Below are 23,496 nucleotides of genomic sequence, written 5' to 3'. Positions count from 1 at the left end.
CGCGGCGGGTGCTCACACCTCGATTCGTGATCCGATCAGCACGGTCTGATCCCCCGGCAGCCCGAAATACCCGACCGAGTCCGCAGCCAGCAACGACGTGGCGATGAAGAGCCGCTTGCGCCAGGGCGCCATCGTCGGCTGGTTCCCCGACACCGGCTCGATCTTGGATAGGAAATACGACGCCCGCGTGCAGTCGATCGAGCCGCCGATCAGCGTCGGGTCCACCATCCGCAACGCACTGGGCACGTCCACCCGTTCCATATAGCCGAATTGGGCCTTGACGTACCAGATCCCGTCATCGGGGTCGCCGAGATCGTCGACGCTGATGCGGTCCTCATCGGAGACGCGAGGCACCGGCGGCACCACGATCGAGAGGATGAGCACCCGCTCATGCACAACGTGGTTGTAGTTGACGTTGGCTCGCATCGACAGCGGTGCCGTCTCGTCCTCACGGTTGAGGAACACCGCCGTGCCGGGAACCCGCGGATACGGCGGCCTGTGGGTGTTGATCTCGTCGATGAACGGCTGCAGCGGTCCTTCGGCCTTTTCCCGGGCCTGCGATACCACGATGCTGCCCCGCTGCCAGGTGATCAGCACGGTGAAGGTGACCACCCCGATCAGCAACGGCAGCCATGCCCCGTGCACGAGCTTGGTCAGGTTGGCGGCCAGGAACATCAGATCCACCGTGAGCAGCGCACCGCCGCCAACGATCACCATCCACAGCGGCCACCGCCAGCGGGTGTGCGCGATGTAGAGGAACAGCAAAGTGGTGATGGTGATCGTGCCGGTGACCGCCATGCCGTAGGCGTAGCCCAGCGCCGCCGAGCTGCGGAACGCGAACACCAGAATCAGCACGGCCACCATCAGCATGCCGTTGATCCACGGGACGTAGATCTGGCCGATCGACGAGGCCGAGGTGTGCGCGATCCGCAGCCGCGGCAAGTACCCGAGCTGGGCCGCCTGCGAGGCCACCGAATACGCCCCGGTGATCACCGCCTGCGAGGCGATCACCGTTGCCGCGGTGGCCAGGATCGCCATCGGCAACTCCCAGCCGGTGGGCACCAGCAGGAAGAACGGTGCGTTGACCACACTCTTGTTGCCCAGTAGCAGCGCACCCTGGCCCAAGTAGTTGAGCACCAGCGCGGGCAGCACCAGCCCCAGCCAGCCCCAGGTGATGGCCTTGCGGCCGAAGTGGCCCATATCGGCGTAGAGCGCTTCGGCACCGGTGACCGACAGCACGACGGCGGCGAGTGCGAAGAACGCGATGTGGAAGTGGCCGAAGATAAATTCCAGTGCGTACGTCGGGGACAGCGCCTTGATGATCTGCGGGTGAGCGGCGATCCCGCGCACACCGCATGCAGCGATAACCAGGAACCACACGATCATCACCGGACCGAAGAACCTGCCCACCGCGGCGGTGCCCCGCTTTTGCACGGCGAACAACCCGACGATGATGACGGCGGTGATCGGTACCACCCAGTCCGCCAGCGACGGATCCACGAGCTTCAGGCCTTCCACCGCGGAGAGCACCGAGATGGCCGGGGTGATCATGCTGTCGCCGAAAAACAGTGCCGCACCGAGGATTCCGAGTGCCGACAGCGCGCTGATGACCCGTGGGCTGGACCGGCTGCCCAGCCTGCGCACCAGGGTGATGAGGGCCATGACACCGCCCTCCCCCTCGTTGTCGGCGCGCATGACGAGCGTGACGTAGGTGAGGGTGACAATCGTCATCACCGACCAGAAGATCAGCGACACGACGCCGTAGACGTTGGCGTTGGTGATCGGGACCGGATGCGGATCGCCCGGGTTGAACAGGGTTTGGACGGTGTAGATCGGGCTGGTACCGATGTCACCGAAGACCACTCCCAGCGCACCCACGATGATCCCGGTCCGCGCCTTGGTCGCCGTGCTCACAGGTTATCCCCCTGATCGGGCCGCCCGGCGTCGATCCCCGGCGATCTCGACTGAATGGTATCGGTCAGAACCCGGTGCCGACGCACGGTGCGCTGCCGTGGCCGGCCTCTCGGTGGACCGCAACCGCGTCGAGGGCGTGCACGGACCGCGCACCCTCGACGTCCCCCTGGTGACCTATGACATTGCAGATTCCACTCGATTCCGATGACCACACCGCTTAGATTTCATGGGTCGAACTCAGATTTTTGGCCCGAGGCTCGGACGAAGGGAGCCCGCCCGTGCGGATGTTGGCGATAGGCGTTGCGCTCGCGGCGGCGGCGGTGACATTGGCGCCGCCCGCATCCGCGGAGCTGTGGCCAGGCAACTACAACTTCATCATCCCGGACCGGCGCGACTTCCATACCTGGGCCTGGGCGGCCAACCCCTGCCCCGGAGAGATCGTGTTCTCCCCGACGTGCGTGCGGGTCTCGGCCAACCCGATGCCGATCGCCAAGGCCTATCCCTGGTACGGCATTGCGACGCTGAACAACGGGCAGTACACGATGACGGTCGACAACCCCGACGGACTGCGCTGCGGCGATATCTACTACGGCCCGGTCATCCCCACCCGCGACGTTTTCAACTGGGATGCCAAGACGCTGTCCGGCACGATGCAGTCGTCATTCGACGCCGGGTGCGACGGCGCGCCCGGCGGGACGTTCACCTACCCGTTCTGGCTGACCCGGCTCTAGTCGGCTGGTTCAGCCGGTGATCAACGCCCCGTACTGGGCGATCAACTCGGCTGTGCGCCAGTAGATCAGCGCCCCGAACACCACCAGCACGGCCGCGCACACCCCGCCTTGCACCAGATTGCGGTGGCGTTCGCGCGGGGTGTAGAGGAATAGAGCAGCAATACCGGCCCCGGTTACCAAGCCACCGATATGGCCCTGCCAGCTGATCGTCGGCACGCTGAACGTCAGGATCAGGTTGACCACGATGATCGCGATCAGCCACTTCATCTCCAGACGCAGGTGTTTGGCCAGCACCAACGTCGCACCGAACAGCCCGAAGATGGCCCCCGAGGCACCCGCCGTAGCGGTGCCGAACGGCGCCAGCAGATACACCAGCACCGATCCGCCCAGCGCGCTGAGTCCGTAGAGCGCGCCGAATCGCATCCGGCCCAGCCAGGCCTCAAGCGGTGGCCCGATGACGTAGAGCGCCCACATGTTGAACAGCAGATGCAGCACGCCGTAGTGCATGAACGCCGAGGTGATCAGCCGGTAGTACTCGCCGCCGGCGACGCCGGGGGCCCACAGTACGAGTGCGCGTTCCAGGTCCTTGGAGGTCATCTGCAGCACGAGCATCACCACGTTGATCACGATCAGCGTGTAGGTGACCAGCGGTTGCGAACGGCGGATGCCACCGGCGGCGGTGCGCACCGGGCGCACGTCTCGCGTGGCGGCCGATACGCAGTCCACGCACTGATGTCCGACCGCGGCACTGCGCATGCACTCGGGGCAGACGGGTCGCTGACAGCGGGCGCACGACACGTACGTGACACGGTCGGGATGGCGGTAGCAGGTCGGTGTGCCTGCTGGAGTTTGCGGTGCGTAGGGGATGCTCATAGTTCTGCCACCGAAGATACTGTGCCGCGCAAGCGGCACCGCGCTCAGCGCACGCCGCGCAGTACGTTGCCCGGCCGGGCTCCGGTGTCGGCGCCGTGTCGGCGGGTGACGACACCGCTGACGACGGTGGCGTCGTAACCGCTGGCACCCTGCATCAGCCGGTTGCCGCCGGCCGGCAGGTCATAAGCCATCAGCGGCACACTCAGCGTCAGCGCATCGAGGTCGATGACGTTGACGTCGGCTTTCTTACCGACCGACAGCACGCCCCGGTCGGTCAGCCCGAACAGGGTGGCGGTGTCGAGGGTCTGCTTGCGGACCACGGTTTCGATCGGGAAGCGCGGACCGCGCCGACGGTCCCGGGCCCAGTGCGTCAACATGAACGTCGGATACGACGCATCGCAGATCAGGCCGCAGTGCGCGCCGCCGTCGGACAGCCCGGACACCGCCGCACGGTGCGTCATCATCTCGTGGATGGCGTCGTGGTTGCCCTCGACGTAGTTGAAGAACGGCATCATCAGCATCGCCGTTCCGCCGGACTCGAGCATCAGGTCATACATCGTGGCCAGCGGGTCCTCGCCGCGGGCCCGCGCGATCGCGCCGACGGTCTGGTCGGCTGTCGGCTCGTAGTCCGGCGGGTCACCGATCGCGTAGATGCTGTCGGCGCTGTGCTGAATCATGGCGTACAGCGCATCGAACAACGGAATCGGTTGTGGTGGCAGGTCGGAGTCGGCCAAGATCGCGGCCCGGACGGCCGGATCGGCGAGCCTGGCACGCAGATCTGCAGGGCTCAGCTCGGCCTTCAACTTCCGGAATGTCGGCCGGTGGGTGAACGCGTGATAGCCCTCGAACCCGAACAGCATGCCGAATGGGCGGGCGGCGAATTGGGGGTGCACGCGGATTCCGTCGTCGAGGGCTCGGCCGGCGATGTCGAGCTGCTTGCGCCACAGGTCCGGTGCCGACTGTGTCTGCACCATCGCGAACGACAGTGGCCGGTCGATCTCAGCGGCCAGCCGGACCATCCAGTCCAGCTCGCGCATGGGTCCGTCGAGGCTTTCGCCGGCGGTGCCGGCCGGGGCCACCTCGAAGACGGCCTGCCCGCCTCGGGCCATCGCCCGGCCGAGCGCGAACAGTTCGTCCTCGGCGGCGTACGTGCCGGGCACCGGCTCGCCGTCGATGGCGCGGTGGGCTTCCGTCCGGGAGGTCGAAAAGCCCAGTGCCCCGGCTTCGATGGCCTCCTGCACTATGCGCGCCATGGCGGCGATATCGTCCTCGGTGGCGGCCTCGTTGCGCGCGCCGCGCTCGCCCATCGCGTATCCGCGGACGGCGCCGTGGGCGATCTGGGTTCCGAAATCGACTGCGAGTGATTGTTTTTCGATGACATCGAGGTATTCCGGGAAGCTCTCCCAGCCCCACTTGATGCCCTCGGTCAACGCCGTACCTGGGATGTCCTCGACACCCTCCATCAGCTCGATCAGCCACTGCTCACGGCCGGGCTGCACCGGGGCGAAGCCCACTCCGCAGTTACCGCTGACGACGGTCGTCACGCCGTGCTGGCTGCTCGGCTCGAGCAGCCCGTCCCAGCTGATCTGGCCGTCGTAGTGGGTGTGGATATCGACGAAGCCGGGCGTCACGATCTTGCCGGTGGCATCGATCGTCTCGGCCGACTCCCCTGGCAAACCGCTGTCGTCGCCGTCGCGGCGCCGGACGTCGACAACCCGCCCGTTCTTGATGCCGATATCGGCGCGGAAGGGCTTGTCGCCCGTGCCGTCCACGACAGTCCCACCAGTGATCGTCAGGTCATACATCGTTGCCTCCTCGACCGTGCGCCGACAGCCAGGGTAATCGCGGCCACCTGCGGGGGTAGACACAATTCCAAAACTGTCATCAACATCGTCCGAGGGTTAACCGTGTCTGTTGCCATCAGCGCGGCCAGCGGACCCCACACCCATCTGCAGCTCGCCCCGCCACTGGCGAAGTAGCCCCCGCGCCGCTTCCTACACTGGCCCTATAAGTCAGTTCAATCGGAGGCGGGTACCCATGGCGACATACGGTCGCAATCTCAACGATGTCGTGACGCGGTTCTGGACCATCGCCGCCCCGCTCTACGACCAACCCGCCCTGCAGCAGTGGGTCTACCGACCCGCCCAAGACGAAGTGATCGACGAACTGCGGGCCCACGGGGCCCGAAGGATCGCCGATATCGCCTGTGGCACCGGCATTCTGGCCACCCGCATCGCCGACGAGCTGGAGCCCGCTGAGATCTACGGCGTCGACATGTCCGACGGTATGCTCCGTCAGGCCCGGGCCCGTTCTCCGCAGGTGGACTGGCGCAAAGGGCCGGCCGAACAACTGCCCTTCGACGACGAGGCACTCGACGCCGTCGTCTCGACCTCGGCGTTCCATTTCTTCGATCAGCCGGCGGCGATGCGCGAATTCCACCGGGTGCTGCAGCCGGGCGGTGTGGCAGCGGTCGCGACGATCAGCCCACCGCAGCTCCCGCTGCTCGGCCGGCTGACCAACTCCCGGTCCAGCGCGGCGCACAATCCCTCGCCGCGGGAGATGCGCACCCTCTTCACCGACGCCGGGTTCACCATCGCCGACCAGCGCCGGGTCGAGCGGCCACTGTGGACGAAGGGCGTGTGGGACCTGATCACGATTGGCGAGAAGGCCTAATGCCTGTGCTGTGAATCAACCGCCGATACGCCTGAAGCCGTGGCCGTCGAGCTGCTCGCCCCAAGTGTCGACATCGGACTGGTCACCACCAACCTCGACCCAATGGTGGAGTTCTACGAGAATTTCCTCGGCCTGCCGTTCCAGCTCGACCTCGACTTCCCCGGCGGCGGGCGGGCTCAAGGCGTAATCCGCGCGCCGCTATTCTTCGGTCGTCAGCCGAACTCAGCGCCGAGGAGCCCCATGGCCATCGATCTACTCGCCAAGAACATCGAAGTCGGGTTGGTCACCACCAACCTCGACGCCATGGTCGAGTTTTACGAGAACTTCCTCGGCCTGCCCTACACCGGCGACCTCGATTTCCCCGGCGGCACGATGAAGCGCTACGCACTCGGTGACAACGTGCTCAAGCTGATCACCCTCGACCAGCCGCCCGCCGCACCGGCGACACCGGGCGGCGGCCCGGCCGCTGCCGGCATCCGCTACTACACCGTGGTGGTGGCCAGCACGACCAAGGCCGCCGAGCAGGTGAAGGCCGCCGGATACGAAATCGCGCAGGAACTGGCTGAGTTCGCGCCGGTCCCCGGTATGGGCTGGATGTTCGTCGCTGACCCGGACGGCAACTGGGTCGAGCTCGTCGGACCGCTCTGATCCGGGCGGGTCGTACGCTGAAATCGTGCCCTACCTGCATCCCGACCTCGCGGTCCTCGCTCCCCTGCTGGGCGCCTGCGCCGGCGCCGGCGCCGGGCGGCCCCTGCACAAGCAGCCCGGGTGAGCTTCTCCCCCGCCCGCGAGGGCCGCATTCGCGTCCCGACCGATTTCGATGCCGTCACCGATATCGGCGCCGAGGAACACGACGAGTTCTCGGCCGACACCGCCGAGCGGATCTGGCAGTCGGTGCGGCATTGGTACGCCGCGGGCATGCACCCGGCGATCCAGCTGTGCCTGAGGCACAACGGAAGAATCGTGCTCAACCGCGCCATCGGCCACGGCTGGGGCAACGGGCCCGCCGACCCACCCGACGCGGAGACGGTGCCCGTCACCGTCGCCACCCCGTTCTGCGTGTACTCCGCGGCCAAGGCGATCAGCACGACGGTGGTGCACATGCTCGTCGAGCAAGGCCATTTCTCCCTCGACGACCGCGTCTGCGACTACCTCCCGAGCTACACCAGCCACGGCAAGGACCGCACCACCATCCGGCACGTGATCACCCACAGCGCCGGGGTGCCATTTGCCAGCGGCCCGCGCCCGAACCTCAAGCGGATGAACGAGAGTGACTACGCCCGCGAGATGCTCGGCGAGCTTCGGCCCATCCACAAACCCGGATTCATGCACATCTACCACGGCCTGACGTGGGGGCCGCTGGTCCGCGAGATCGTCTCGGCGGCCACCGGGCGCAACATCCGCGACATCCTGGCTGACGAAATCCTGGATCCGCTAGGGTTTCGGTGGACGAATTACGGTGTGGCCGAACAGGATGTCCCCCTGGTCGCCCCCAGTCATGTCACCGGCAAGCCGCTGCCGGCGCCGCTGGCCGCCGCATTCAAGACCGCCGTCGGCGGCACGCCCCAGCAGATCATCCCGTTCTCCAACACCCCGCTGTTCCTCACCGGCGTCATTCCGTCGTCCAGCACGATCTCCACCGCCGACGAATTGTCCCGGTTCGCCGAAATACTCTGCCGCGGTGGTGAACTCGACGGAGTACGTGTCCTCCAGGAAGAGACATTGCGGGCCGCGGTGGCCCCGGCCCGCCGACTGCGGCCGGATATCGCAACGGGGCTGGCACCGATCCGTTGGGGAACCGGTTACATGCTGGGTTCCAGTAGGTTTGGGCCGTTCGGGCGGGGTGCCCCCGGAGCGTTCGGTCACACCGGATTGACCAACGTGGCGGTCTGGGCAGATCCGCAGCGACGGCTGTCGGTCGGGCTGATCAGTAGCGGTAAGCCTGGCCAGCACCGCGAGGCCGGCCGCTACACCGAGGTGCTCGACCGTATCAACGCAGAAATCCCGCGCATCGCCGGGTGAATTGTGCCCGTCCGGCGGGGCGGATAACGTACCGGCCATGGGTGACTCGCTGCTCCAGCAGCAACTCGACGAGGTGCGCGCCCTGCTGCAGCGGGCGCGTGAACTGTTCGGCGCCAATCCTGTTGCGCCACCGGATGCCATCGCCACCGAAGCCGACCGCTAGCCCCGTCACGCTTCCTCGGGCCGTAGCCGATGCCGCGCCAGCGACTCGGTTGCGAGCGTGAGTTCGCGGCTGCCCGCGATGTCATCCGACGGCGTGTGGCCTGCCGCCACGATTTCCGCGCGAACCTGCGTCAAAGCCTTCAGATAGGACACGTCGGCGGTCAGCAGGATCGCTTCGGCCAACGTGGTCGCGTCGGCGTCCATGGCCGGTTCGGCCAGCGTCACGCTGTGCAGGTATCCGCCGCGGCACGAGCGGAACAGAATGTGGCCGCTGGGGTGAACGGCGTCGAACTCCGGATCGGGTGCGGTCACAGACCGTCCTCGGTGACGCGGCCCAACTCCGCGGCGGCGGAAGTGTCCTGGTGCTCCCACACGTCGGCGGCGTGGCGCAGGTTGGCAGCGAGTTCGGCGTGCGCGGCCGCCTGCTGTTCGTAGCAGGCTCGCCGCTGGTCCAGCAGCTCGCGGCCGGCATCGCGCAGCTCACCGAAGATCGGGCCCAGCGAGTCGAGGCTGGCCAGTATCTCGGCGTGCTGCGACGGCGCTGTGCTCAGCTGCTCGGCGGCGTCCTGATGGTCGCGAGCCGCCCTGCGCAGTTCGTCGGGCACGACGTGGATGCGTTCGGCCATGTCACTCTCCTATCGGCGGGCCGGCCGTTACCGCCGGCCGGGTCGGAGTCGGTTGGTCTGCTTGTGGTGTCTTCGTGCTGCTGCCCGGTTCCGGCGGATGCTCCCACCCTAGAAAGCTCGGCCCGCTCACGCTGGCAATGGGTTGGATCTGATTGTTGAACACAGCCTTGCCATTGCCCAGGGCGAGCGCGTGCCGATCGGTCAGCATCCCGATATCGCCGGGGATGACGCGGGCGGCTTCGACCGGATGCGCCACCGCGGCGCCGGGCGCCGGGATCGTGATGCCCTGCTGCCGGAAGGCCTCGGGAATGGGCGTGCCCGCGACGACGGCGGTGATCGCGGCGGCCAGCTGAGGACTCGGCGCGGTGACGGTCTCACCGTTGGGTAGGTGCACGACGGTGGCGTCCTCCGAGGCGGGCGCGGCGAGCTCCTCCTTCCCCACGTCGTCGTCAACTGCCGACTCCTCGTCATCGATCGGGTCGTCGAGTAGCGGGTCATCGAGCAGGCCGTCCTCGGTGGCTGCGCGCGGTGAGGTGAGAGCCTCGAGCGCGGGTGGCACTGGCACCGGGCCGGCGGCCGGGCTGGCACCCCCGCCGCCGAACGGTGGCATCGCGGCCATTGGCGGAATCATCGGCGCGGGCATCGGCTGGCCGACCACGCTGTGGTCCGGCGGAAGCGGCGCCAGCTCGTCGGGCAGGAGCGCATCGTCGGCGAGTGGGTCGGTTCCGCGGGCCGAGATGTCGGCTGGTGGGGGCTGCTGCTCGACGGGCGGCGCGGCCGGCCTCTTCTGAGGCGCGTGGTCATCGGTCGAATCCGGGGTAGCAGCCCCGTAGAGAGATGCCAGCGCGGCGGCCAACGACGCCTTGGACGTGTCGTCCAAACCGGCGGTTTCCACTACGGCCCTGATATCGCGCAGCTTTCCGATGAGGTAACGCTGGAAGGCCCGAGCACCCGCCGGGGTGTCGAGGTCGGTGCGGGTGGCGACCGCTGTCTCGATATCGTCCTGCAGGCCATCCAGCGCCGCCCGGCCGGCGGCGTGAGTGGTGTGGGCGTTGAGCACCGCGGTGATGACCTGCAGGTCGAGCTGTGCGCTCACCGAATGCTGCTGGGCGAGCGAGGTTTCCGCGGTGCGGATCGCCTCGGCTGACCTGCCCTCACTGATGACCGGCACCGGATCGAACACCTGTCGGTGCTGGGCGCGAATCTTGGCCACCACATTCTCGATTCCGGTCGGCGAGACCACGTTGACCGCGCTGGTGACCAGTGCGAGGTCGGTGTCCGACAACCCCGTCATCCACGCCCGGTTGTCGCCGGTGGCGGCACCCACGCGTGCTATCGCGTCAAGCAAGTCTTGGTAGCTTGCCACCGGTGCCCCTTCATGCCGGCGACTGTATCCAGCCAATCCGGGGCCGACAATTCACCCACTCACGGCGCTGTGGACTACACCCGATACTGGTTTGAAAGCTGCTGTAATACAACCACTTTGGCGTCGGCGTCAGCGCGGGCAGCGGTCAGGATATCGCTGATCTCGTGGTGTTTGGCAAGCAGGAACCTGGCGAACTCAAGGCCTTCGGATGGCGCCGCCACGGTGCGCTGCGCGACAGCCGCTTCGATCTGCGCACTCAGAGCATCCAGTTTGCGGATCGCCGCTGTCGCGGCGGCGTGGGCTCCACAAACGACATCGGCCAATTCGGCGTCGGCCGCGGCGAGGTCGTTTTCGCGGGCGGCGAGCACTGCCCGGGCGGCTTCCAGAGCCTCCCCCGATGCGCCGACGTGCTCTGCCATGCGTCGACCGTACTCAGCGAGATTTCGCCGAACAACTCACCGTCGACCCTCAGGCGGGTCTACGGATCGCCACGTTGGAACCCATCCGGCTGATCTGCACATTGGCTCCGGCGTGTGGGGCCTCGACCACCATGCCGTTGCCGATCGCCATCTGGACATGTCCGGCATGCGGGAACACCAGATCGCCGGGCTGCACCGCCGACCGGGCGACCGGCACACCGTCGTTGATCTGGTCATAGGTGGTGCGATCCAGATGCACTCCGGCCTGCGCATACGCCCATTGCACCAGGCCCGAGCAGTCGAAACGACCCGGTCCGGTCGCACCCCAGACGTACGGGCAGCCCAACCTCGACAACGCTGCCCGGACAGCCAGCGCCGCCCGCGAATTCGGTGCCGGTATCCGATGCCGACGGCGGTACCGCAATGCACGCAGCAGCGCCGCCCGCCGCCGGGCCCGCCGCCGGGCGGCGAGAACGTGGGCGTGCTGGGCCCGCAACCGGGCGGCCCGCCGACGCATCAACTCGCGCTGGGCGACCGGATTGTCCGGCGTCGACTCTGCATCGGCATGAGCGGCATCAAGCACCGCGCGGGTCTGCTGCTGCGCCTCATGCTGATCGCGCTGCGCGCGCGCCAGGATCGCCGAGAGCTCGACGTCGACGCGACGGGCCGCGCCGAGTTCCTCGCCGTGCCGGCTCGCCGCCTGCCGGTATGCGGTGGGCAATCCTTCGGTCCGCACCGGCGGCAGAACGGAAGTTGTTTCCAATGGCGGCATTTCACGGTGGCCGGTGAAGAGCGCATGGGCGCGGCCCAGGACGTCCAGCTCGAGGGCGGTCACGACTGCTCCCGGACGAAGGCCCGCACCCGCGGCAACGCGCCCGGTGGGATGGTGCCACGGTTACGGATGTCCCACACCTGTTCGACAGCAACGCCGAGCAGCGTCGCGATCACCGACTCCGGCAGCTCCGAGCGTGCGCAGGCCTGGTCGAAACGGGCACTGATACTGCCTGGCGTCCGAGCCAGCAGGCCGGTGCGGATTGCTTCCAGCGATGTGAGGTGGGCCATCAGGCGGTCCGCTGATTCGGCGCCGGCGTTGACCGCGACGCGCCACGAGTTTGCGGCCAGCAGTTCCGCCTTCACGCATTGCTCGATCACGGACTGAATATACGTTTGGTATTCGTTTGACGTCTCCGCTGGCAGCCGGGCTATCAACGAGTTGAGCGAATCCAGGTGCGCCTCGGCGTGCGCCTCGAGCACATCGGCGTCGCTGTGGCGGCTCACCACGATGCCGGGAGTGGTCCGCGACGGGGTCGATTCGGCTGGTGCAGCCGCCAGAATCTGGGCGATTTCGGCGTCCGGATCGTCGGCGACAACCAGCCGCGCGTATGTCCCAGGCGGCAGGCCTAACCCGTTTTCAACCTTTTGAACTGTGCCTTTGTGGGGTTTGCGAACGCCGCGCTCTAGAAAGCTCAGGCCCATGATGCTGACTCCGGTGGCCGCAGCCAGATCGGCCAGTGACCAATCCCGCGCCTCCCGCAGAGTCCGGATGGCTGCGCCCGCCGCTTCTCGGCTCACCGTCGGCTCTCCGCCATATGCGGATCGTACACAGCGTCATCGTTATATACGTTTCTTTCTACGTTTCTCTTGCCAACCGTCGTCATCGGATATACGCTTCCGTCATCGAATCTCGCCTAAGGAGGCTCCGATGAACCCCCGGCCCTGCTCGCTCGAACCCGACCTCTGGTTCGGTTATGCCGACGACGACGCCAGTGACGGCGCGGCCAAAGCCCGCGTCTACGAACAGTCCGCCACCCGCGCCAGGACGATCTGCCTGCGCCGGTGCCCGCTGGCCCAGCAGCGCGCGTGCGCTCGGGCAGCCGTCGAAGGCGGCGAGGAGTACGGGGTGTGGGCCGGGGTGAAATTGCCCGGCGGTCAGTACCGCAAGCGGCACCAACTGGCGCACGCCCACGATGTTCTGCAACGGATCGCCGACGGGCAGCTCAACCCGCGCGAGCTGCCCGAGAGCGCCGAACTACTGGCCCGCAGCGAAGCACTGCCGGCCCAGGCGGCAACCGTCGTCCATCTTCCGCTGGGCCTGGGACAGCCGCGCTCCGCGGCGTGAATCAGCTAGCTTCGGCGTCTATCCAGCCGAGCCGGATGCTACTGCCGCAGAACGCTTCTGCATGTTGTCGTCCACCTCACGCTGCCAGACATCGTGGGCGTGTGTGGTGTCGACCTCGAGCTCGAACCGGTTGGTCATATCCGGGGTGACATCGGCGACGTCGACGTAGAACTGCTCGTACCACCGCCGGTATTGGTAGAGCGCCCCGTCCTCCTCGCACAGCAACGGGTTTTCGATCCTGGTCTTGTGCTTCCAGATCTCCACGTCCTGCAGGAAGCCGACCTGGTAGATCCTCGAATACGACTGAGCGAGCTTGGCCGCCTTCTCTTCTGACATCCCCGGGATGTTCTGCACCGAAACCCCGAATTGCAGCATGAACGAGTTCTGGCTGATCGGGTAGTGGCAATTGATCAGCACGGACTCCACCGTGAAGTCCGGTCCGAGGTCATTGTGCAGCCAATTGATCATGTACGACGGTCCGAAGTAAGTGGCCTCGGAACGCAGCTTGGTGCCTTCCCACAACCGCTCGGGATTCTCGGTGAAGTCTTCGCGGCCTTTGGATTCCATGAACTGGCTGGCGGTGTGGCCTTCGAAGACGTTCTTGAAGTACGTGGGGTAGGCGTAGTGGATGTAGAAGAAGTGCGCCATGTCGACGTTGTTATCGACGATCTCGCGACAGTTCGCCCCCTCGATGATCATCGAGTTCCACGCCCACTTGGACCACTGGCCCTCGTCATAGCCCTCGATGGTCGGCGGCGTGAGTTCTGGTGTCGGCTCGCCCCGTTCGGGGTCGTGCCACACCAGCAGCTGCCCATTCACCTCGATCGTCTGCCACTTGCGGGTCCGCGCCAGTTTGGGAACCCTTCGGGCATAGGGGATTTCGACGCACCGGCCGGTTGCCCCGTTCCAGCGCCAGTCGTGGAAGGCGCAGGCCAGGTTGTCGCCCTTGACCGTGCCCATCGACAGGTCGGCGCCGAGATGGCGGCAGTAACCGTCGAGCACCTGGATGTCTCCGTTGGAATCGGCGTAGACAACCAGCTTGCTGTCGAAGGCGTCGATGCCGTGTGGCTTGCCGTCGCGGAAATCCTCCGCCAGGCCAAGGCAGTGCCAACCACGCGCGAATCGCGTCATCGGCGTGCCGGGGTCGATCTCTCGGATATCAGTCATGTGGCGCATCCTTTTCACTCTGGCTGAGGGCACCCAGCACCTATTTAAGCATGAGTGCTTAAATCTGCCCAGCGTGCATTTAGACTGCTGGCGTGGACCGCGGCGCTCGATCTCGTGAAGAGCTGCTCGACGCTGCCGAGCGCCTGATCGCCGAGCATGGCTTCGAGGTGCCGCTGCGCGATATCGCCAAGGCCGCGGGGCAGCGCAACAACTCGGCGGTCAACTACTACTTTCGCAGTCGCCAGGACCTCATCGATGCGGTGGTGGCCCGTCGACTGGTCCCGATGGAGATCGAGCGGCAGGCTCTGCTGGATCGGATGTCGGACGAGCAGATGGCCGACGCGCATGCCGTGCTGCGGATTCTGGTCGGGCCCTTCTTTCACAGTGCGGGCACCCACTACGCGCGGTTCCTCGAGGTGGTGCGCATCCGGCTGAACAGGGAGCCGCAGAGCCCCGCGGAATCGGCCTGGCCGCGCATCCTAGACGCGCTGGCCAGACTGGCTCCGCTGAAGGACCGCGGCGCCCGCGAAGATCGGGTCGGCGCCGTGGCCACCGCGATGTTCGCCCTGCTGGCCGACCATGAGCGGCGGGTCGAGGCGGATGGTCCCAGGGGGCAGGACAGCGTCGACGAGATCGTGACGATGCTGGCCGCGATGCTGACGGCTGTGCCGGTGGGCGTGACGGCGACGCGCTGACTGCGGCAATTCCCATCGGCGGAGCGCCTCTGCGGATAAAACTGTGTCCGTGCGGATTGTGGTGGGGGTGGCGCTGGCGAGTCTGATCACGCTGGTGGTGGCGGTCCTGACCGACAACACGTTCGTCGCGATAGGCGTGGTCGCGCTGGCCGCACTCGGCATTCTGCTGCTGCTGCGGGACTGGCGCGCCGACCGTCGAGCGCCCGCCACACCTGTCGAGACTGCCGCGGTCGATGAGCCCGAGCCGGAGACGGTTGCCATCCCCCTGAGTCCGGAGATGTTCGCGCCGGACATCTCGACCGAGGGTGACGGTCCGTCGGCGGACGCCCGCTCGGACTAGCGGGGAGGGCGTCGGCGAAAGCCGTCGGACCCCCGACCTAGGTGGCTGGATCAAGACCGTCAGCGCCGACCATGTGCAGCGTGGCGTCGCCGGCGGTTTCACTCAGGCCAACCACGGCAAGCCGCACATGCTGCGCACGATGGAGTTCCTGCCGTGTACGGCGACCCCGATCCGAACCTTGCTGGATCAGTTGGAGTTCATCGTCGATCCGCAGCCCTGCCAGACGCCGACCGCAACACCGCGCGCGACTTCGATCACTATGTGCCCGAGCCGGTTTCGTGGTCCGGCGCCGAACTCCGGTTTTTCCTCGGCGAGCTGGCCGGCCGACACCAAGCGTTTCCTGCAGACGGCGCAAGGCAGATAGCTCGACTAACGGCCGCTATCGTGTGGGCTCGTGGCCGCCCGCCTGACCGTCGACCTGCTGCGACCCACCGCCATCGCACCGCTGGAAATCCGCACGACCGTGCAGCGCGACGGCCGGCGACATCTGGTCGTCGCCGATCGCCATGCCGCCGTTGCCCCCGGACCCCGGCCCGCTGCCCGACGACTTGATGATGTTCGTCTGGGGTCGCGGCGGAGACGCCGGATCAAGCGGCGCGATGGCCTTCACCGAATGGGGTGACGCGACCGGCCCCACCTACGCCTGGATCCGGCAGGTCCGTCCGCTGGTCGAGGGCGAGGTCACCAGCCCGTTCGTCACAGTGGCGATGGCCGCCGATGCGGCAAGCGCGACATACCATTGGGGCACAGAGGGTTTGCGCTACATCAACACCGACTACACGCTGGCGCGCGAGCCGGTCGGGGACTACATCGGTCTGGCAGCCACCAGCCATACCAGTCAGGACGGCGTGGCCGCGGGAGCGGCGGCGGTGTTCGACGTACCGGGGCCGATCGGCCAATGGATTTGAAGACTCTTGCTTCCCGGTGAGGGTGCACGCCGCATCAGCGGGGTGGACCCGCGCCGTCGCGATCTTCAACGATTGAGCTCAGGGCCAGGGGCCGCCCACCGGCGGCCCGCCCCCACGGGGTGACTGGTTCTGCAGGATACCCAGGCAGGTGCCCACCGATTTGCCGGGGATACAGGGGATTCCGCCGACGCTCGGCACACCGTTGGCCACGAAGCACTGGCCGGTGATCGGGTCGGAGAGATGCCCGATCGGGCAGGCGCCGGCCGGGGCGGCGGCGGCGACAGGCGCGGCCACGAGCAGCGCGCCGCACGCGGCGGCCAGCAGCGCCCTGGAGATCCCCGCCCGCACAGCCATTCTGTGAGCTTACTGCGAGATCGATCCGCGGGCGGCAATGTTGGTCAGGCCGCCCGGCGAAGACGTCGGACCGGATGCCCGGATAGCCGCCCAGGCTCACTCGTATTCCAGGTCCAACACCGGCGTGGGCCGAGTGAACCCGCGGGTGACCGCTAGCAGCCACACGAATCCTATTGCCAGCCAGATCAATCCGATTGTCAGCGCGGCACCCGACAGGCTGGTCCACAGCCAGGCGGTGAGCAGGAACCCGATCAACGGTGCGATCAGGTTCAGCAGGATGTTGCGTTCCCGCATGTCGACGAAGTAGTGCTTGATCACCGACAGGTTGACCACTGAGAAAGCTACCAGCGCCCCGAAACTGACGACCGACGCGAGGATCGTCAGATCGATCCAGATCGCGAGCAGCGAGATGGCGCTGACGATGAGGATGGCGTACACCGGTGTGCTGTATTTCGCGGACACATGCCCGAACACCCTGCGCGGCAAGATGCCGTCGCGGCCCATCGCGAACAGGATTCGAGCGACCGAAGCCTGTGAGGTCAAGGCCGAACCGAGCGCACCGGCCACGTAGGCCGCGGTGAAGAACGTGTTGACGAACGCCCCGCCCGCGGCCAGCATCACGTCGGTCGAACCGGTGTCCACGTCGGCGAACTTGTTGGACGGGAACACCAGCTGCGACACGTACGACAGCAGGATGAAGATGATCCCCGAGACGATGGTGGCGATCATGATCGCCTGCGGCACGGTTCGTTTGGCGTCCCGCGCCTCCTCGGACAGCGTAGAAACCGCGTCGAATCCGAGGAACGACAGACACAGGATTGCCGCACCGGCCAGGATGGGGCTCATCCCGCCCGCGGTGCCATCGCCGGTGAAGGGCGCCATCAGGTCTACGGTCCCGTAGCCGGTGGTCTTGGCGACGGCGAGACCAACGAATACCACGATGAAGATCGCCTGGATGGCGATGATCAGGAAGTTGGCGCGCGCGACCGACACGATGCCAATGATGTTGAGCACCGTGACAATTGCGATCGACACCACGACGATGACCCACGCGGGTAGCGCGGGCAACGCCGCGTTCAGGTAAAGCCCGATGACCAGATAGTTCAGCATCGGCAGGAACAGGTAGTCCAGCAGCAGCGACCACCCGGCCAGGAAGCCGACCGGTGCCCCGAACGTGCGCTGTGTGTAGGTGTATGCCGAGCCGGCAACCGGGATCGCCGCCGCCATCCGCGCATAGGACAGCGCGGTGAAAATCATGGTGATGAGCGTGACAATGTAGGCCAGCGGCAGCCGGCCGCCCGAGGTTTCGGTGACGATGCCGTAGGTGGTGAACACCGTCAACGGCACCATGTACACCAGGCCGAACAGCACCAGTGACGGCAGGCCCAGCGCCCGTTTCAGGTGTCCCTCGTGGGGGTCAGTGATGAATTCCGCGGTCATGGTCGGTCCCTTCCGTTGTCGGCCCGGTAGGCCTGCGCACCGCGCACGTAGGTGGCGCGGACGCCCACGCCCGGCAGATCCAGCGGCGGTGTGTTCCGCGGATCCTGGTCGAGCCACACTAGATCGGCGCTGGCTCCGGGAGTGACATTCCCCCAAGTGTTTTCGGCATAAGCCTGATAGGCGACGGCCGTGGTGTAGGCGGATAGCGCCTGCTCGATCGGCACGATCTCGTGGGGTGTCCAGCCGCCGTCGGGCTGGCCATCGGACGTGCGCCGCGAGGTGGCCACGGCGATACCGTCCAGCGGTGCGCCCGAGGACACCGGCCAGTCCGAGCCGAACGCCAACGCGGCGCCGGAGCGGTTCAGGGTTTGCATCTGGTACTGCCGGTCGGCGCGTTCGACGCCGAGCCGGGGGATCGTCAGCACCGTCATCAGCGCGTCCATCTGAGCCCACAGCGGTTGCATGTTGGGGATGACGCCGAGCGCAGCGAACCGCCCGACATCGGTGTCGTCGACAAGCTGTACGTGGGCGATCACCGGGCGCCGATCGCGACTTCCGTTGCGCTCCTGAGTGTATTCGATGGCATCGAGGGCTTGGCGGACGGCGGCATCACCGATGGCGTGGATGTGGATCTGCAATCCGAGTTCGTCAACGCGGCGGGCCGCCTCCGCCAGTGAGTCGCCCTCCCAGTTCTGCATGCCCAGGTTTTGCCCCGAGTCGCTCCGCTCCTGCCCCCTGGAATGGCTGTGCAACCCGGAACAGTAGGGCGCCAGTAGCGCGCCAGTCTCGTTCTCGACGACACCGTCGGCGAAGAACTTCACCGTTCGAGCGGTCAGCAGGGGAGAGCCCGCGTCCTCGACGGCGCGCCGTGACGCGGCGAATTGTTCGATCTGCGTGTCGAAGTGGCGCGGGTCGGCATAGAGCGCCAGGTTGAACCGCATCCGCAGGGCGCCTTGACGGGCGGCCGCGATATAGGTGGCCACGTCATGGGGCTCGACCCAGGCGTCCTGTACCCAAGTGACCCCGCGGGCGAGGTAGTAGTCGGCCGCGGTGCCAAGCGCCGCGATGCGCTCGCGTTCGTCGCGCGGCGGCATCACGTTCATCACCAGATCGGTTGCGCCCCATTCCCGTAACGTCCCCAGTACGGAGCCGTCGGGGCGGTGCGGGATCTCACCGAGCACCGGGTCGGGGGTGTCGGCGGTGATGCCGGCTCGTTCGATGGCCGCGGTGTTGCACCACAGCGTGTGGTAGTCCCACGCCCGCAACACCACGGGCCGGTCCGGTACCGCCGCGTCCAGCCAGCGGGCGTCGAACAGGCCGCCGTCGGCGAGGCTGCCGTCGTAGGACGCACCGACAATCCACTCCTCGTCGGGATGCGCCTCGGCGTAAACCTCGACCGCTTGTACGATTTCGTCGATCGTCGTGCAGCCGCGGACCGCAGGTCCGACCGCCTCGAGTCCACCGTAGAGCGGATGGGCGTGGCCGTCACCGAAGGACGGCATCAGGAAGCCGCCGTCGAGATCGACTCGCTCACAATCGATTCCGGTGGCGAGCTCCACGGCCTGTGCGCCCAGCGCGCGCACTACTCCGTCGGTGACCAGAAGCGCATCGGAATCGCCCGTGCCGGTCCAGATCACCCCGCCGGTGAACAGAGTCGAGCTCATTTGACCACCGCCGTGGCGAGATGCCCTGCGCCATAGGGCTCGTCGGCAACCACCGGACGAGTCAGCGCGGCATAGGTGTCGGGGCGGCGGGTCAGCAGGAAGGGGAACAGCTCCAGCCAGTCGCGGCGCTGGTCGAGGTCGAGATCGGTGACCAGCACGGCCTCGTCGTCGCGCGGGGCCTGCACCAGCACGCGGCCGTACGGGTCGGAGATGAACGAGGAGCCGTAGAACGTCACCTTGCCTTCGTCGCCAACTCGGTTGGGCACCACCATGAACAAGCCGCTGTTGATCCCGTTGGCGACGATGACCTGTTGCCAGAGCGGGCGAGTGTCGAAGTCGGGGAAGACAGGTTCGGACCCGATGGCAGTGGGATAGACGACGACCTCGGCGCCGGCCAGTGAGTAGTTGCGGGCGACCTCGGGAAACCATTGGTCCCAGCAGGTCGGCATGCCGATGCGGGCGTCGAGGCCGTCCGGGGCGTAGACCGGGTAGGGCTCGGCGTCGGGCCCGGGCCGGAAGTAGGTGTCTTCGTAGTAGCCCGCCGAGATCGGGATGTGCAGCTTGCGGGTGCGGCCGACGAGCTCGCCGGCGGGGGAGACCAGGATGGCGGTGTTGTAGCCGAGCCCGTCCTGGGCCTCGGGCGTCTTCTCGTAGAGCGAGGCGTGCACGAAGATCCCGCTGGCCCGCGCCGCGCCAGCCGCGAGTTCGAAGGTAGGTCCGTTCGTCAGGTCTTCGGCCAGCGCGGAGGGGTCGGCCCCGGCCGGGGCGTCGGCGGGATAACGCAGCAGGGTGATCTCGGGCAGGAATACCACCGAGGCACCCTCGCCGGCAGCGGCGTCGATACCTGCGCGCAGAGTGCCGACGAGCTCGTCGCGGTCGGGGCGCCATCGATGCTGAACCAGTGCCACCCGTAGCGGCGGGCGGTGCGACGGGCCCGAGCGAGACAGCGGCTCCGGCGCGGGCGCGGTCAGGATCTTCATCCGACTCCTAAAACGAATCTATTTCGTTTTAGTGTGAACTGGCTCATACTTCTTCGCAAGAGGAAAGAGGGGGCTCTGATGGGCCGGCCGCCGACGCCGCTACTGTCCACCGACCGTATCGCGGCTGTCGCGATGGAACTGGTGAGCGCCACCGGCGGCTTCACGATTCCGGACCTCGCGAAGAAACTCCAGGTCAGCCCCTCATCGCTGTACAACCACGTCAGCGGGCGCGACCAGATCGTCGAGCTCCTGCGCGAACGCGCCATGTCAGAGGTGCACCTACCCGACGAGCCCGCCCGCCCGTGGGCCGATGTGGTGGCCGACATCCTGCGCTCCTACCGGCGCAGCTACGCCCGCTATCCGCGGCTGATCCCGCTGCTCACCGCCTATCCCGTCAACAGCAGCCATGCCATCGGGATGTACAACGTGCTGGCGGTGACACTGCACCGGGCCGGGTTCGACGCCACCGACACCTTGCGGGCGATCACCCTGATGGACTGCTTCGTTCTCGGTTCGGCGCTGGACTTAGCCGCACCGGAGGAGCCGTGGGAATCTGGCGCGGAGGTCGGCCCGGAACTAGCCGCAGCCTTGGCGACGGGCGGACCCCAGCCCGGGCGGGCCGACGACGCTTTCGAGTACGGGTTGGCGGTCCTGCTGCGCGGCCTCGGCTAGTACTACAGCTGTAGATCGGGTTGCGGCGTGTTTGCGCTGGTAGGAGCGGATACGGCCTCGGTTTGCCCGCTACGAGTCCGCTCGTCATGCGGGCAGTTTGATGCTGTGTGGTCACCGCGGCCGCACCGGGGACCCGCTCTACGGAGTCCGTCGCATCCTGCGAACTCGGCTACCGCTGCTCAGCGCTCGCCGAAAAGCCGAACTGGAAGCCGTCTTCGCTGACGAGAAACCACCTCGCCGTCGAACTGTGCTGGGGCTTCTACCAACGCATGATCGCCGCCTACGCCCACCCCGACCGGCGCCACGGCAAAACGGCTCTTCGCAGTTGAGGGTGTAGGGCGGTCAGCTGTTTGTTGGCCGGTGATGGAGGGATCTGGTTGGCTGGAGGTGTTCGCGGGGGTATTCGATGAGCCAACGCCCGAGGTGCGGGCTGTGCCGGAGCGTGCGCGGGGTTTCCGGGTGCGGGTGGATCTGATGTACGCCAAGCCGCCGATCTGGCGTCGGTTGGACCTGCCGGGCGACCTCATGCTCGATGAGTTGCATGTCGTGCTACAGGTCGCGAGGGGCTGGCAGGACGCTCATCTGCATAAATTCGGTGTCGGGCCGGACCGGCGTACTCGTGCCTACTTCGTCACCGGGTTCGATCTCAGCGAAGGCGACGACGGTGTCGTCGAGCACAGCGTGCGGCTCGATCAGGTGGTGTCCGACAAGGGCGACCGGTTGTTCTATGACTATGACTTCGGCGACGGATGGGAGCACGTGCTGGTGGTCGAGGACGTTTTCGATGATCCGCCCACGGCGCCGGTCTGCCTCACCGGCAAGATGGCCTGCCCGCCGGAGGACTGTGGCGGCCTGGGCGGCTACGAGGAGTTGGCTGCGTGGGTTCGTGGCGGGTACGACCCGCGGGCAACGCCGATGGGGCTCAGCGCTGCGGAGATGAGGGATTGGCTGCCCCGGGGCTGGCACCCCGATCGTTTCTCGGTGGCCGAGACCAATGACGTTCTGGCCGCGTTGAATACGCGTTGAGGACTCTTCACTGCCGAGGTTCAAGGAGCTGGGTTCGAAAGCCTCCGGTCTCGAGTGGGGACCGGGCGATGTAGTTGGTGAGGTTGCGGAAGCCCAACGCGGATCCGCGGAGGTGTTCGAGGCGGCCGTTGATCGCTTCGGCGGGACCGTTGGAGGTGCCGGGACGGTCGAAGTGGGCCAAGACTGATCCGCCCCGGCGGGCCAGCGTATCCGGGACGTTCCCCTTCGACGGCCGCCGAATGCCCATCAGTCGGGTCGAAATATGGTCTCGGGTCCGTTCGTGCTCACTGGTGATCTACGACGATCCCGCCCGACCACACGATCACGAGCACTTCCGGCGGTCCTCACCGATCCAATCCATCACTGCGATCACGCGTACCGGATCGGCCGGATCACCGCCGGCGTCAACCGGCTATCTGCTGTCCGACTCGAACACCGAGCACCCCCAAAAGTCCCCGCCCGCATCGACTGCCGGCTCGTGGGCTGCCCAGCTTCTGCAGGACCTACGTGGTGACCGCATTGCACGTGCATGACGCCATCCGGCCAGAGCGGCATAGGTACCTACGCGTGATGAAGAACCATGCAGACGGGGCACCTAGCGGAGGCTGATGTCCTCGTTACCGCCTGCGGTCTGCTTTGTGGTGGTCAGGTCACGGCATTCACCGAGGAGTTCAAGGTCGCGTTGGGTGTCGCTGACGCTTTGCGGCCCGAAGGTCGCTGATACGCCGTTCTTCGTGAGTAGGGCGCCGTGCGTGTGGGCGGTGGGATCAGTGGTCCAGCCTTGGGTTTTGAGCTGCTCGACCCAACGAGCCACTTCCGCGTCTGACGCTTCAAAGCTCGGGGCCAACGGATAACTAATCAACATCCGCCCCCGAAAAGGCGCCTCACCCTGGTCATTGCACGAGGACCGCCAAAATGTCGCGCTCTGCACGGGCAGGTTGAGAATGCCGACAATGTCCTTAGCGGCATCGATGACTTGGGTCTTGGACTGCTCCGGAGTGATCGGATCCGTTACGCCATCATTCATGATTCCCCTCACCACACCGCATCCTGAAAGAACAGTCGCCACCACCATCGCACCCACGGTGACCGTCGCCGCTGCGGATGCGTTGCTTCTCTTCATGTTTGGCATGTCACATCATCTCTGATCGTCAGTGCTACTGATGGGTGTGCCCGGAGGTGCCCGGGCGATAGGTTTCCGGGTCACTGAGTACTGGCACGCTCGACAACACAGGGATACGGTGTGGGGCGGTCATGCCGTCATGTTCAAGGGCGTCACCGTGGCCCGAAACGATATCGGCCATGCCGAACAGTGATTCGCTCTTCGGTGTGTAGTACTGGCTGT

Annotated in this window: 27 protein-coding genes and 2 pseudogenes; 13 read left to right on the top strand and 16 right to left on the bottom strand. The window is 66.6% G+C overall.

Features of this window, described 5'->3' with window-relative positions:
• Positions 1-12 precede the first annotated feature (12 nt).
• The gene (locus G6N13_RS08280) at positions 13-1,914 is read right to left on the bottom strand and encodes a potassium transporter Kup (RefSeq protein ID WP_163696111.1); all 1,902 of its coding nucleotides are present in this window, start codon (positions 1,912-1,914) and stop codon (positions 13-15) included.
• Between the two features lie 284 nt (positions 1,915-2,198).
• Between G6N13_RS08280 and G6N13_RS08275 the strand changes: the two genes are divergently transcribed.
• Positions 2,199-2,645 carry a hypothetical protein gene (locus G6N13_RS08275; protein WP_407663913.1) on the top strand — a complete coding sequence of 149 codons (447 nt, stop codon included), beginning with the start codon at positions 2,199-2,201 and terminating at the stop codon, positions 2,643-2,645.
• Positions 2,646-2,654: 9 nt separating this feature from the next.
• On the opposite strand, the gene G6N13_RS08270 is transcribed toward G6N13_RS08275, so the two are convergent.
• Both G6N13_RS08270 and G6N13_RS08265 read right to left on the bottom strand, forming a co-directional pair.
• Positions 2,655-3,518 carry a rhomboid family intramembrane serine protease gene (locus tag G6N13_RS08270; protein ID WP_163696106.1) on the bottom strand — a complete coding sequence of 288 codons (864 nt, stop codon included), beginning with the start codon at positions 3,516-3,518 and terminating at the stop codon, positions 2,655-2,657.
• Positions 3,519-3,562: 44 nt separating this feature from the next.
• Positions 3,563-5,323 (bottom strand): N-acyl-D-amino-acid deacylase family protein, encoded by a 1,761-nt coding sequence (locus G6N13_RS08265; RefSeq protein ID WP_163696103.1) that lies wholly within the window; start codon positions 5,321-5,323, stop codon positions 3,563-3,565.
• Positions 5,324-5,555: 232 nt separating this feature from the next.
• On the opposite strand from G6N13_RS08265, the gene G6N13_RS08260 reads away from it, so the two are divergent.
• The 4 genes from G6N13_RS08260 to G6N13_RS25655 all read left to right on the top strand — a co-directional run bounded on the left by G6N13_RS08260 (position 5,556) and on the right by G6N13_RS25655 (position 8,376).
• Positions 5,556-6,191: a class I SAM-dependent methyltransferase gene (locus G6N13_RS08260; protein WP_163696101.1), complete on the top strand. Its 636-nt coding sequence runs from the start codon at positions 5,556-5,558 to the stop codon at positions 6,189-6,191.
• Between the two features lie 240 nt (positions 6,192-6,431).
• Entirely contained in the window at positions 6,432-6,839 is a 408-nt protein-coding gene (locus tag G6N13_RS08250) for a VOC family protein (RefSeq protein ID WP_163701875.1), read from the top strand.
• Positions 6,840-6,959: 120 nt separating this feature from the next.
• Positions 6,960-8,213, top strand: coding sequence for a lipase LipE (gene lipE, locus G6N13_RS08245; protein WP_163696099.1), 1,254 nt, complete (start codon positions 6,960-6,962; stop codon positions 8,211-8,213).
• Between the two features lie 37 nt (positions 8,214-8,250).
• A complete protein-coding gene (locus tag G6N13_RS25655) occupies positions 8,251-8,376 on the top strand; it encodes a hypothetical protein (protein WP_268949095.1) in 126 nt (41 codons plus the stop codon).
• A gap of 5 nt (positions 8,377-8,381) precedes the next feature.
• Here G6N13_RS25655 and G6N13_RS08240 read toward each other — a convergent pair whose 3' ends face one another.
• The 6 genes from G6N13_RS08240 to G6N13_RS08215 form a co-directional block, all read right to left on the bottom strand.
• Positions 8,382-8,687, bottom strand: coding sequence for a DUF2694 family protein (locus tag G6N13_RS08240; RefSeq protein ID WP_163696097.1), 306 nt, complete (start codon positions 8,685-8,687; stop codon positions 8,382-8,384).
• The gene (locus tag G6N13_RS08235) at positions 8,684-9,001 is read right to left on the bottom strand and encodes an ESX-1 secretion-associated protein (RefSeq protein WP_163696095.1); all 318 of its coding nucleotides are present in this window, start codon (positions 8,999-9,001) and stop codon (positions 8,684-8,686) included. The genes G6N13_RS08240 and G6N13_RS08235 overlap by 4 nt, the downstream gene beginning before the upstream one ends.
• Before the next feature lies 1 nt (position 9,002).
• Entirely contained in the window at positions 9,003-10,367 is a 1,365-nt protein-coding gene (locus G6N13_RS08230; protein WP_163696093.1) for a DUF4226 domain-containing protein, read from the bottom strand.
• A 74-nt stretch (positions 10,368-10,441) separates the two neighbouring features.
• A complete protein-coding gene (locus G6N13_RS08225; RefSeq protein ID WP_163696091.1) occupies positions 10,442-10,786 on the bottom strand; it encodes a DUF4226 domain-containing protein in 345 nt (114 codons plus the stop codon).
• A 49-nt stretch (positions 10,787-10,835) separates the two neighbouring features.
• On the bottom strand, positions 10,836-11,621 hold the full coding sequence (locus G6N13_RS08220; protein WP_163696089.1) for a C40 family peptidase: 786 nt from the start codon (positions 11,619-11,621) through the stop codon (positions 10,836-10,838).
• Positions 11,618-12,358 carry a helix-turn-helix domain-containing protein gene (locus tag G6N13_RS08215; protein ID WP_163696087.1) on the bottom strand — a complete coding sequence of 247 codons (741 nt, stop codon included), beginning with the start codon at positions 12,356-12,358 and terminating at the stop codon, positions 11,618-11,620. Before G6N13_RS08215 ends, G6N13_RS08220 begins: the two co-directional genes overlap by 4 nt.
• 130 nt (positions 12,359-12,488) lie before the next feature.
• Here G6N13_RS08215 and G6N13_RS08210 point away from each other — a divergent pair, with 130 nt between their 5' ends.
• Positions 12,489-12,905: a WhiB family transcriptional regulator gene (locus G6N13_RS08210; RefSeq protein ID WP_163696084.1), complete on the top strand. Its 417-nt coding sequence runs from the start codon at positions 12,489-12,491 to the stop codon at positions 12,903-12,905.
• A gap of 18 nt (positions 12,906-12,923) precedes the next feature.
• Here G6N13_RS08210 and G6N13_RS08205 read toward each other — a convergent pair whose 3' ends face one another.
• Complete coding sequence (locus tag G6N13_RS08205) at positions 12,924-14,072, bottom strand: 3-ketosteroid-9-alpha-monooxygenase, oxygenase component (protein ID WP_163696082.1); 1,149 nt, start codon at positions 14,070-14,072, stop codon at positions 12,924-12,926.
• Between the two features lie 92 nt (positions 14,073-14,164).
• Between G6N13_RS08205 and G6N13_RS08200 the strand changes: the two genes are divergently transcribed.
• The 4 genes and pseudogenes from G6N13_RS08200 (at position 14,165) to G6N13_RS08185 (ending at position 16,015) form a co-directional block, all read left to right on the top strand.
• Positions 14,165-14,767: a TetR family transcriptional regulator gene (locus tag G6N13_RS08200; protein WP_163696080.1), complete on the top strand. Its 603-nt coding sequence runs from the start codon at positions 14,165-14,167 to the stop codon at positions 14,765-14,767.
• Positions 14,768-14,816: 49 nt separating this feature from the next.
• Positions 14,817-15,107, top strand: coding sequence for a hypothetical protein (locus G6N13_RS08195; protein ID WP_163696078.1), 291 nt, complete (start codon positions 14,817-14,819; stop codon positions 15,105-15,107).
• A gap of 49 nt (positions 15,108-15,156) precedes the next feature.
• Positions 15,157-15,315 (top strand): annotated as a pseudogene (locus tag G6N13_RS26130) (EVE domain-containing protein); the annotation flags it as partial.
• Positions 15,316-15,613: 298 nt separating this feature from the next.
• Positions 15,614-16,015 (top strand): hypothetical protein, encoded by a 402-nt coding sequence (locus tag G6N13_RS08185; protein WP_220096773.1) that lies wholly within the window; start codon positions 15,614-15,616, stop codon positions 16,013-16,015.
• A 78-nt stretch (positions 16,016-16,093) separates the two neighbouring features.
• Here G6N13_RS08185 and G6N13_RS08180 read toward each other — a convergent pair whose 3' ends face one another.
• From G6N13_RS08180 to G6N13_RS08165, 4 genes are all read right to left on the bottom strand, one after another.
• Positions 16,094-16,369 (bottom strand): hypothetical protein, encoded by a 276-nt coding sequence (locus tag G6N13_RS08180; RefSeq protein ID WP_163696074.1) that lies wholly within the window; start codon positions 16,367-16,369, stop codon positions 16,094-16,096.
• 96 nt (positions 16,370-16,465) lie between these two features.
• On the bottom strand, positions 16,466-17,809 hold the full coding sequence (locus G6N13_RS08175) for an APC family permease (protein ID WP_163696072.1): 1,344 nt from the start codon (positions 17,807-17,809) through the stop codon (positions 16,466-16,468).
• Positions 17,806-19,473 carry an amidohydrolase gene (locus tag G6N13_RS08170; RefSeq protein WP_163696070.1) on the bottom strand — a complete coding sequence of 556 codons (1,668 nt, stop codon included), beginning with the start codon at positions 19,471-19,473 and terminating at the stop codon, positions 17,806-17,808. The genes G6N13_RS08175 and G6N13_RS08170 overlap by 4 nt, the downstream gene beginning before the upstream one ends.
• Positions 19,470-20,453, bottom strand: a complete 984-nt coding sequence (locus tag G6N13_RS08165) for a nitrilase-related carbon-nitrogen hydrolase (protein WP_163696068.1) — start codon at positions 20,451-20,453, stop codon at positions 19,470-19,472. Before G6N13_RS08165 ends, G6N13_RS08170 begins: the two co-directional genes overlap by 4 nt.
• A 78-nt stretch (positions 20,454-20,531) precedes the next feature.
• Here G6N13_RS08165 and G6N13_RS08160 point away from each other — a divergent pair, with 78 nt between their 5' ends.
• The 3 genes from G6N13_RS08160 (at position 20,532) to G6N13_RS08150 (ending at position 22,151) form a co-directional block, all read left to right on the top strand.
• Entirely contained in the window at positions 20,532-21,125 is a 594-nt protein-coding gene (locus G6N13_RS08160; protein ID WP_163696067.1) for a TetR/AcrR family transcriptional regulator, read from the top strand.
• 107 nt (positions 21,126-21,232) lie between these two features.
• Complete coding sequence (locus G6N13_RS08155) at positions 21,233-21,454, top strand: hypothetical protein (RefSeq protein WP_163696065.1); 222 nt, start codon at positions 21,233-21,235, stop codon at positions 21,452-21,454.
• A gap of 34 nt (positions 21,455-21,488) precedes the next feature.
• Positions 21,489-22,151 carry a plasmid pRiA4b ORF-3 family protein gene (locus G6N13_RS08150; protein ID WP_163696063.1) on the top strand — a complete coding sequence of 221 codons (663 nt, stop codon included), beginning with the start codon at positions 21,489-21,491 and terminating at the stop codon, positions 22,149-22,151.
• A 7-nt stretch (positions 22,152-22,158) separates the two neighbouring features.
• Here the strand turns inward: G6N13_RS08150 and G6N13_RS08145 are convergent.
• Positions 22,159-22,341, bottom strand: a pseudogene (locus G6N13_RS08145) (transposase); the annotation flags it as partial.
• A 405-nt stretch (positions 22,342-22,746) separates the two neighbouring features.
• On the bottom strand, positions 22,747-23,274 hold the full coding sequence (locus tag G6N13_RS08140; protein ID WP_235677968.1) for a lipoprotein LppJ family protein: 528 nt from the start codon (positions 23,272-23,274) through the stop codon (positions 22,747-22,749).
• Positions 23,275-23,496 lie beyond the last annotated feature (222 nt).

Origin of the sequence: Mycolicibacterium sarraceniae (genome assembly GCF_010731875.1) — a bacterium.
Taxonomy (GTDB): domain Bacteria; phylum Actinomycetota; class Actinomycetes; order Mycobacteriales; family Mycobacteriaceae; genus Mycobacterium; species Mycobacterium sarraceniae.
The sequence above is the reverse complement of the archived record's forward strand: the minus strand, read 5'-3'. Positions and strand labels throughout refer to the sequence as shown.